General features: G+C 62.7%; 8 protein-coding genes. 4 read left to right on the top strand and 4 right to left on the bottom strand.

What is annotated here, in order from left to right; genetic code table 11:
• Positions 1–1,846: oligopeptide/dipeptide ABC transporter ATP-binding protein (locus AUR66_RS11005; protein ID WP_058572462.1), on the bottom strand; the 1,846-nt coding region annotated here is incomplete at its 3' end.
• Between the two features lie 188 nt (positions 1,847–2,034).
• Here AUR66_RS11005 and AUR66_RS11000 point away from each other — a divergent pair.
• A complete protein-coding gene (locus AUR66_RS11000; protein ID WP_058572461.1) occupies positions 2,035–2,544 on the top strand; it encodes a DUF7529 family protein in 510 nt (169 codons plus the stop codon).
• Between the two features lie 45 nt (positions 2,545–2,589).
• On the opposite strand, the gene AUR66_RS23260 is transcribed toward AUR66_RS11000, so the two are convergent.
• Complete coding sequence (locus AUR66_RS23260; protein WP_394326257.1) at positions 2,590–3,264, bottom strand: zinc ribbon domain-containing protein; 675 nt, start codon at positions 3,262–3,264, stop codon at positions 2,590–2,592.
• A gap of 74 nt (positions 3,265–3,338) precedes the next feature.
• Complete coding sequence (locus AUR66_RS10990) at positions 3,339–3,740, bottom strand: MoaD/ThiS family protein (RefSeq protein WP_058572460.1); 402 nt, start codon at positions 3,738–3,740, stop codon at positions 3,339–3,341.
• A gap of 102 nt (positions 3,741–3,842) precedes the next feature.
• On the opposite strand from AUR66_RS10990, the gene AUR66_RS10985 reads away from it, so the two are divergent.
• From AUR66_RS10985 to AUR66_RS10975, 3 genes are all read left to right on the top strand, one after another.
• Entirely contained in the window at positions 3,843–4,730 is an 888-nt protein-coding gene (locus tag AUR66_RS10985) for a UbiA family prenyltransferase (protein ID WP_058572459.1), read from the top strand.
• 109 nt (positions 4,731–4,839) lie between these two features.
• A complete protein-coding gene (locus AUR66_RS10980; protein ID WP_394326258.1) occupies positions 4,840–6,615 on the top strand; it encodes a histidine kinase N-terminal 7TM domain-containing protein in 1,776 nt (591 codons plus the stop codon).
• 66 nt (positions 6,616–6,681) lie between these two features.
• Positions 6,682–7,569: a halocarboxylic acid dehydrogenase DehI family protein gene (locus AUR66_RS10975; protein ID WP_231727841.1), complete on the top strand. Its 888-nt coding sequence runs from the start codon at positions 6,682–6,684 to the stop codon at positions 7,567–7,569.
• 9 nt (positions 7,570–7,578) lie between these two features.
• On the opposite strand, the gene AUR66_RS10970 is transcribed toward AUR66_RS10975, so the two are convergent.
• Positions 7,579–8,332: oxidoreductase (locus tag AUR66_RS10970; protein WP_058572458.1), on the bottom strand; the 754-nt coding region annotated here is incomplete at its 5' end.

The raw sequence follows: 8,332 nt of genomic DNA, 5'->3' as shown, positions 1-8,332 counted from the left end.
CGACGGCGTCTAACAGTTGGTGGACGCGGCGACGCTGGCGTTCACGGTCGGACTCGCCCGGCGAGACGGTCACGTCGACTGCCGATACCGTGTCGCCGTCGCGTTCGACTTCTACGTCGACTCTGAGTCGTTCTTCGACGGACACGTCGACTTCCGACCCTTCGACAGTGACAGAGACGTGTGCCGTGGCGACACCGTCGGACGACCCGACGATGGCGTCGATTTCGTCGCTGGCGGTGACCGTGACGCGGGTGGGGTCGATGCCCGAGATATCGGTTTCGACCTCACCGCGAACGTCGGGGTCCGACGCCGGTAACTCGTGGACTTTGAGCGGTTCTCGGATGGTCTGACCGACGGTCATCCGTGGGTCGAGCGACGACAGCGGGTCCTGGAAAATCATCTGCATGTCGCGCCGTGTCTTCCGGAGTTCGTCGCTGTCGAGGTCCGAGAGGTCCGTCCCCGCGAAGACGACGCGTCCGTCGGTCGGTTCGGTCAAGTGGAGCAGACTTCGGCCCGCGGTAGACTTCCCACACCCGGACTCGCCGACCAGACCGAGCGTCTCGCCCTCGAAGACGGTGAAGTCGATTCCGTCGACGGCTTTGACGCTCTGTTGGTCCGCGCCGAGGACGCGGTCCAAGAAGCCCTCACCCTGCTGGTAGTACTTCTGGAGACCGTCCACTTCGAGCAGTGGGGTGTCCGACGGTTCCGACGTTTCCTTCGCCACCATCGCCTCGGTACCGTACTCGTCGGTGTCGAAGTCGTCGAGGACACACTTCGACCGGTGGTCGACTGCCTCGGGACCGTGTTGCTTGTACGGAATCTCGCCAGCGGTACACTCGGGTTTGGCCCACGGACACCGCGGCGCGAAGTGGCACCCTTCGGGCATGTCGATGAGGTCCGGGACGTTCCCCTCGATGGGAGTCAGGCGCTCTTTTTCCTCGCTCGGGAGCGATTCGAGGAGTGTGTACGTGTACGGGTGCGACGGGTTGTGGAATATCTCGTCGACCGGTCCTTCTTCGACGATTTCACCCGCGTACATGACCGCGACGCGGTCACAGGTCTCGGCGACGACGCCGAGGTCGTGGGTGATCATGAGCACCGACATCCCGAGGTCCTCCTGGAGGTCGTCGATGAGGTCGAGAATCTGTGCCTGGATGGTCACGTCGAGTGCCGTCGTCGGTTCGTCGGCGACGAGCATCCGTGGTTGACACGCGAGCGCGATTGCGATGAGGACACGTTGGCGCATCCCGCCGGAGAACTCGTGGGGGTACTCGTCCACGCGCGCACCGGGTTCGGGGATACCGACCGATTCGAGCACGTCGATAGTCCGTTCGACCACCTCGTCGTCGATATCTCGGCTGATTCGGGGGAGCAGTTCTCGGACCGCGTTGAACCACGAGTCCTTCCGTCGACCACCGTACTGGTGGAGTCGCAGACTCTCTGCGACTTGCTCGCCGACCGTCAGCGACGGGTTCAGCGAGGTCATCGGGTCCTGGAAGATCATCCCGATTTCGCTGCCGCGGACGGCGCGAAGGGCCTCTTCGGGTGCCTGTACGAGGTCGATGACGTCGCCATCGACGAACTCGGGATTCTTGTACTGCGCGCGGAACTCGTCTGCGAGGTGCGCGCTCTCCAGTTCGACGCTACCCGAGACGATTTCACCGGGGTCGTCGATGAGTCCCATCGTCGAGAGGGCCGTCACACTCTTTCCGGACCCCGATTCGCCGACCAGACCGACCGTCTCCCCTTCACGGACGGTGAGGTCGAGACCGTCGACTGCTTTGACGCGGCCACGGTCAGTCGCGAACTGCGTCCGGAGGTCCGAAAGAGAGAGCAGATTCGTCATTGCTTGACAGTGACCTGCATGTGATGATATAACTTTTTAATTATTGCCAACACCGACAGTACGAATTAGTGCACGATTCACTCGTCGAATCGTAAAAATCGAGACGCTGTGGCGACGTGTCGCTACCCACCGTGCGACACGCGACAGCAAAGCGAAGGTTTAGGTAGCGCACTCCGACACCATGCCGCATGGAAGAACATCCGCTCTCCGAGTCGTCGAACACCTGGGAAACGGTCGTCGAAGAGTGCGAAGCAGTCGCAGACGAGTACCGAGAACGCGACTGGCACGTCGTCGTCGCCGTCCCCGGCGACGTGGTTCCCGTCCCCGGAACGGGCGACGAAGTCGTCGACCACGTCGGCCTCGACGTCATCGTCGGCGACGACATCTACCCGGACGTCGAATCCGCTGTCGAGGGTGTGACCTTCGACGAGTACGAGGCGTTCCGCGCAGTCGAAGGTGGACTCGTCTACCTGACGCTCGTCGTTCGCGCCACGGAAGACGAAGTCGCCGTCTGTCTCCCGTTGTACTACCGCCTCGCCGAGACGGACAGACTGTTCTCGCTCCTTAGACAGGGCGAGACGATGCGGACCAAGGTCCACCCACTCGACCCACAGAAGGGTGTCGAGTTCGTCCACGAGGACCCCGACCCACTCTTGCCCCCGAACTGGGACGACGAACCAGACCCCTCGGCAGAGTAGAACAGACTGCCTCAGTGAACCGGAGTCGGCAGGGTCGGTGAACTCTCAGGACGAGGGCTCGTCTTCTGTTTCGACCGATTCGTCGGACTCGTCTGCGTCTGTTTCGGACTCAGTGTCTGTTTCTGCATCGGTATCCGCTTCCGATTCAGCTTCGGCGTCCGCTTCGGCCTCTGCGTCCATCTCTGTCACGTCTTCTGTCGTCTCGGTGGACTCCGTTTCGACTCTGATTGGTTCGGTATCCTCCGGTTCCCATTCGGACTCGGTCGCTTCCGCTTTGGCGGTTTCGACGACGTCGGCGACGGGAACTTCGTGTGCGTGTTCTTCGGCGCGGAGGGCCTCGGCGCGGAGTTCCGCTCTCGTGTACGCGTCGTATATGGCGTAGAGCCACACCGCTGGGAAGAGGATGAACCCAACGAACACGAGCGTCGAGATGGCCGCGACGATAGTGGCGATGATGAAGACGAGTCCACGTTCGAGTTCGCGGTTGTATATCTGCCCCAGTCCGGGGAAGAGCGCCGAGAGCAGGGCCGCGACGAACGGGTTTCCACCCTCTAAGAGCGAGTCGACGGCGGAATCGACCGACGACTTCGGCGGCGGACGCTGTCGAACGCCACAGGACGGACATATCTCTGCCTTCTCGTCGATGACCGCACCACAGTTCCGACAGAATACCTCGTCTGGACCGCGTTCGCGGCCCGGTGTTTCGGTGGATGTCGACATACCACAGATAGTTCTCGGACGGTCCTAAACCTAGCCCGCAGGGAAGTACGACGCGTCCACGAAAAGAAGACAAATCAGAGACAGAACAAGAAGGGATACACGAGCGCCACACGGTCACCGTCTTGGAGTTCCGTGTCCAACCCCGCCAGACTCTCGTTGAACACGCCGTTCACCAACACTCGCGCGTAGGCGCGGGTCTGGTCCCCCTCCGGATTCTTCCGCCACGTCCCCGGGAGCGACTCTGCTTTCACCCACCCGCGAGTCGTCGCGTCCGCTTCTCGTCGTGCCATCACCAGGTCGCGAACGTCGTACTCGTCGAAGAACGCCTCCAGAAACTCGCGGAGCGTGTCGCCTTCGAACGTGTACTCCAGTCGGTGCGTCCCGAGTGCAGTCCGAACGTGTCCAGTGAACCGTGCTTCGATTGTCGTCGTCGCCTGCGGCGTCTCTGTCGGGGTATCGATAGTCTTCGTCTCCATATGTGTGACCTACGCGAGCGAGGAGAATGAGCATCACCACGAACACGTTCGGGGTGTGTCGAGGTGAACTCTAACCCGTATCAGGTTCCCACTGTAGACGCCATGCAACCCATTCCAAAACGAGTGTACGCTGCTGTCGTCCACAGTTCGCTGTTCCTCGGGCTAGCGACCATCGGGGAGGTGTACGTCGCGTCGTCGTTCGCAGGAGTCGGCGCGAACGTCGCCCTCCTCGTCGGACTCCTCGCGACCATCGGCGTCTACAACCTGGACAAACTCGCGGACGTGGAAGCCGACGCCGCGAACTACGCCGAACGGACCGCGTTCGTCTCGGCGTTCCCTCGCGTGTACGCGACACTCTCCGGTATCGCCATCGTCGGTGCCGTAGCGCTCGCCATCCACTTCGGGGGCCTGTCGGGACTCGCCCTGGTGGTGTTCCCCGGTGCCATCGCCGCCGTCTACAGTTTCCCGCTCCTCCCGAGCGACTCGGTCAAACGTCTCAAAGACGTCTTCCTCGTCAACACGACTGTCGTGTCGCTCGCGTGGGCGGTTCCCGTCGCGTTCGTCCCCATCGCCGTCGCAGTCGACAGGTCCGGCCACCTCGCCGGTGCTGCCGTCGCCGCGCTCTGGTTCTTCCTTCGGTCGGCGGTTTCGGTCGAAGTCCACAACGTCCGCGACGTACACGGTGACGCAGAGAACGGCGTCGAGACGCTCCCGACGGCCATCGGCGTCCGACGCACCCAATACGTGCTGTACGCACTGGAAGTGATTTCACTGGCCATCGTCGTCGCCGCCGCAGTCGTCGGGTACATCCCGTGGTGGGCACCGTCGGCACTCACGCCCGCACTCGTCTACTCGACGTGGATTACCTACTCACTCACCGAGTCGAACTGGTCGGTCGAACGCCTCTGCACGCTTCGAGATGGAGAAGGGGTCTTGATGACCGGCGGTGTGGCGTTCGTCGCCTCGGGGGTGCCCGTCTTCGTCGTCTAGATTCCAACATACGCTTTTGTCACTTGGGTAGAAATACCCCTCCGTGAGCACGATTTCGGGGACCGCGGCCGAGATATCGGTGCCACCAGCGACGGCATCGGCCGGTGCCATCTCGTCTCATCCCGTCTCGTTCGTCGCGTTCGCGCTCGGGTTGACTGCCGTCGCTGCGTTCGTCAGTCTGGGCGTCGCGGCGTACGCGTGGCGACGACGCTCGACGCCCGGTGCAGTTGCACTGAGCGTGCTCTCACTCGCCAGCGGGTGGTGGTCGTTCGGGTACTTCGTCGAACTCGTCGCCACCGACCTCTCGACCAAACTTCTGGTCGCGAACCTCGAGTGGGCGGGCGTCCTCGCGGCACCCGTCGCGTGGTTCGTCTTCGCGTCGAACTACTCCGGGCGGGACCGGTACACGTCCATGCCGTCGATTCTCGCCGCCTCGTTCCTGCCGATGGTCGCCTTCGTCGCTGTGTGGACCAACCCGGCCCACCACCTCATGTGGACGTCGGTCACCGCCGACCCGGCCGCGAACGGGAGCATCACGATTCTCCAAACCGAGTGGGGGCCGCTCTACTGGGTGATGCTCGGGTACGGCTACCTGCTGTGGCTTGCCGGCGCGACGATTCTCGTCCGAACCGCGTTCGACATGCCGACCATCTACCGGCTGCAGGCCGTCACGCTGGTCGTCGGCGCACTGATGCCCGTCCTCGGGAACTTCGCGACGACGCTCCTCGAACTCGAAGGAGCGTCGTTCGACATGACGCCAGCCTCGTTCACGTTCGCAGGCCTCGCCTGTGCCGTCGCTCTCAACAGATACGACCTCCTCGAATCGCGTCCCGTCCCGCGATGGATGGCCCGTGACCGAGTCGTCCAGACGATGACCGACGCGATGCTCGTGACAGACACGAAGTGGCGTGTGACCGACCTGAACGAAGCAGCACAGGCACTGTTCGAACACCACGTCGAGCGACTCAAGGGTCGAACCGTCGGCGACATCGTCCCCGAATTCTCCCCACTTCGCGCGGAACGGGGGCCGCAGACCGTCTCGTTCGACAACAGTCAGCGGTACTACGAACTCTTCACGAGCGACTTCACCGACACGCAGGGCCGGACCATCGGCCACGCCGTCATCCTCCGTGACGTGACCGACAAGCGTCACAACCTCCAACAACTCGAAGTGATGAACCGTGTCCTTCGGCACAACCTTCGAACCGAGGCGAACCTCCTCGAGGGCTACACGGGACTCGTCTTCGACGACCTGGAAGAGGGAGATATCGACGCTGCACGTTCGCACGCCGACGTGGTCCGGACGCACGCGAACATCCTCGTCAACATCAGCGAGAAGGCACGGAAACTAGGGGAACTCCGTGACGCAGATGGCGAGATAGACGAGGCGAGAAATTCGCCCGCAACCATCCAGATACAGAACGCGACGGCGACTGTCGAGTCGGACTATCCGGAGGCGACCATCCGGTTCGACTCGCTCCCCAGTGGCGACGTAGTCTGTCCACCGCTCTTCGAGTCGATAGTCGTCGAACTCCTCGAAAACGGCGTCGAGCACACCGACGCTGCCGAACCAGTCGTCACCATCTCTGGGAGCGCCGAAGACGGCGTGCTGGAACTCCACATCGTCGACGACGGGCCAGGCATCGCCCAGAGCGAACTCGCGGCTATCGAAGCAGATGGAGAGACACCGCTCCAGCACGGGAGCGGACTGGGTCTCTGGTTGGTCACGTGGGGTGCCGACCAACTGCGAGGTGACGTGTCGTTCGAGCACCGTCCCGAAGGCGGCACCGACGCTGTCGTCCGAATTCCGATTCGACGGCATCGAGTAGACGAGACGGTATCCGACGCGGCACACGAGCAGAGCGGTCCAGACGAGGCCGTCTGACGGAGTGCAGTCGGCACACACGTCGACAGAACGCCTATCACCACGCCGACTGTGCAACAGTATACCATGACTATCGACGCGAGTAAACAGGTGTACGAGTCGGCAGCGACCGGGTGGCAACGCGGACTCTACGACGACATCAAGACCACGTTCCGGGCACCAGTCGTCAACTGGTTCTTTCGGACGCTCATGGCGAACCAACCGACGTTCCTGCGCTACGCGTGGGGGCAACTCAAACCGGCGTTCGAGACGCGAGCGTTCGCCCGATACGAAGTGGAGTATCGGGATACGGTGCTCACCGTCCTCGAAGAAGACCGGACACTCCCGCACTACGACCCGACCACTGTCGGCCTCTCGCCGGCGGAGTTCCGTGAAGCACGCGGGCAACTCGCCACGCTCGACACGGTGATACCCCGGCTTGCCTTCCTCTTCGAGACGCTCGACCGGGCTCTCTCCGACGAACCAGTAGGCGAGTCACCCGCCGAAGACTGGGAGGCGACCGCACCGTTCCCCGAGATGGACAGGGAGTCTGGGTTGTCGGTGACGATGACGCCGTTCGAGGACGTTCCCGATTCGCTCGCCGAGACGGTCGCGTCCATCCAAGACGTACACGGGTTCGACTCCGGACTGCCGACCATCTACCGGAGTCTCGCCCAGTGGCCACCGCTCCTCGAAACGATGTGGAACGACCTCGAATCGGTCCTCGAGTCGACGGCGTTCGAGGCCGCGTGTGTCTCCTCGTGGTCGAACGCCGCAGAACACGCGTCTGCGTTAGCGTATACGCCTCGGCTCAGTCCCGCCGACCTCCGCGACGTCGGGATGTCTGACGAGGAAATCGAGGGAGTACAGGGCCTCGCCGAACAGTTCCGTCACGGTCCCGTGGAGACGGTTCTTCCGGCGGTCACACTCTACGCGGCGACGCTCGACGCGACCGGACCGCGTCGACTTGGGTGATGCACTGTCTCAGACCATGAAGTCGACGACACGGTCGTAGACGCGGTCCCCACCAAACCTCCGGGCAGCGATGAGCGGCTTTGCGTACTGGCCGATAGCGTATCGAGCGTTGGGGTTGCGCGCGCGGACGGCCTTCCGAATGGCGTTCGCGACGACCTGTGGGTCGGACCCGTCACTGGCGGCTTCTCGGGTCGTCTCGGCTAATTCGGTGGCCATCTCGGCGTAGGGGCCGCTTCCGCTCCGTTCGAGCAATCCATCGACCACGATGCTGCTCCATTCGGTCTTGATGGAGCCGGGCTCGATGACGACCACGTCGATGCCGTGTGGGGCAACCTCGTAGCGTAAACAGTCGCTCCATCCTTCGAGTGCGTGTTTCGTCGCGTGATACCACGCGCCCATCGGCGTCCAAACTTCCCCGCCCATGCTACTGATGTTGATAATCTTCCCGTATCCTCGTTCACGCATCGTGGGGAGAACGAGTTGTGTGAGGTGGGCGAGACCGAACATGTTGACCTCGAACTGGTAGCGGGCGTCTTCCATCGGTGTCTCTTCGACGCTGCCGTAGAGACCGAACCCGGCGTTGTTGACCAGAATGTCGATTCTGCCCAACTCGTCGGTGACAGTTTCGACCAGTGACCTGAGGTCGTCTTCTTCGGTCATGTCTGCCGGAACGACGAGCGCCGTACCGCCGTTCGATTCGATGGTATCTGCGAGTGCTTCGAGTTTTTCAGCGCGACGGGCAGTGAGAACGACCACGATACCG

The sequence above is a fragment of the Haloferax profundi genome, assembly GCF_001469865.1.
In the GTDB taxonomy this organism is placed as follows: Archaea; Halobacteriota; Halobacteria; order Halobacteriales; family Haloferacaceae; genus Haloferax; species Haloferax profundi.
The sequence above is the reverse complement of the archived record's forward strand: the minus strand, read 5'-3'. Positions and strand labels throughout refer to the sequence as shown.

Coding starts and splice junctions, on each gene's coding strand:
- AUR66_RS10985 (WP_058572459.1), top strand. CDS start 3,843: ATGCAACCCATTCCAAAACGAGTGTACGCTGCTGTCGTCCACAGTTCG.
- AUR66_RS23260 (WP_394326257.1), bottom strand. CDS start 3,264: ATGTCGACATCCACCGAAACACCGGGCCGCGAACGCGGTCCAGACGAG.
- AUR66_RS10975 (WP_231727841.1), top strand. CDS start 6,682: ATGACTATCGACGCGAGTAAACAGGTGTACGAGTCGGCAGCGACCGGG.
- AUR66_RS11000 (WP_058572461.1), top strand. CDS start 2,035: ATGGAAGAACATCCGCTCTCCGAGTCGTCGAACACCTGGGAAACGGTC.
- AUR66_RS10990 (WP_058572460.1), bottom strand. CDS start 3,740: ATGGAGACGAAGACTATCGATACCCCGACAGAGACGCCGCAGGCGACG.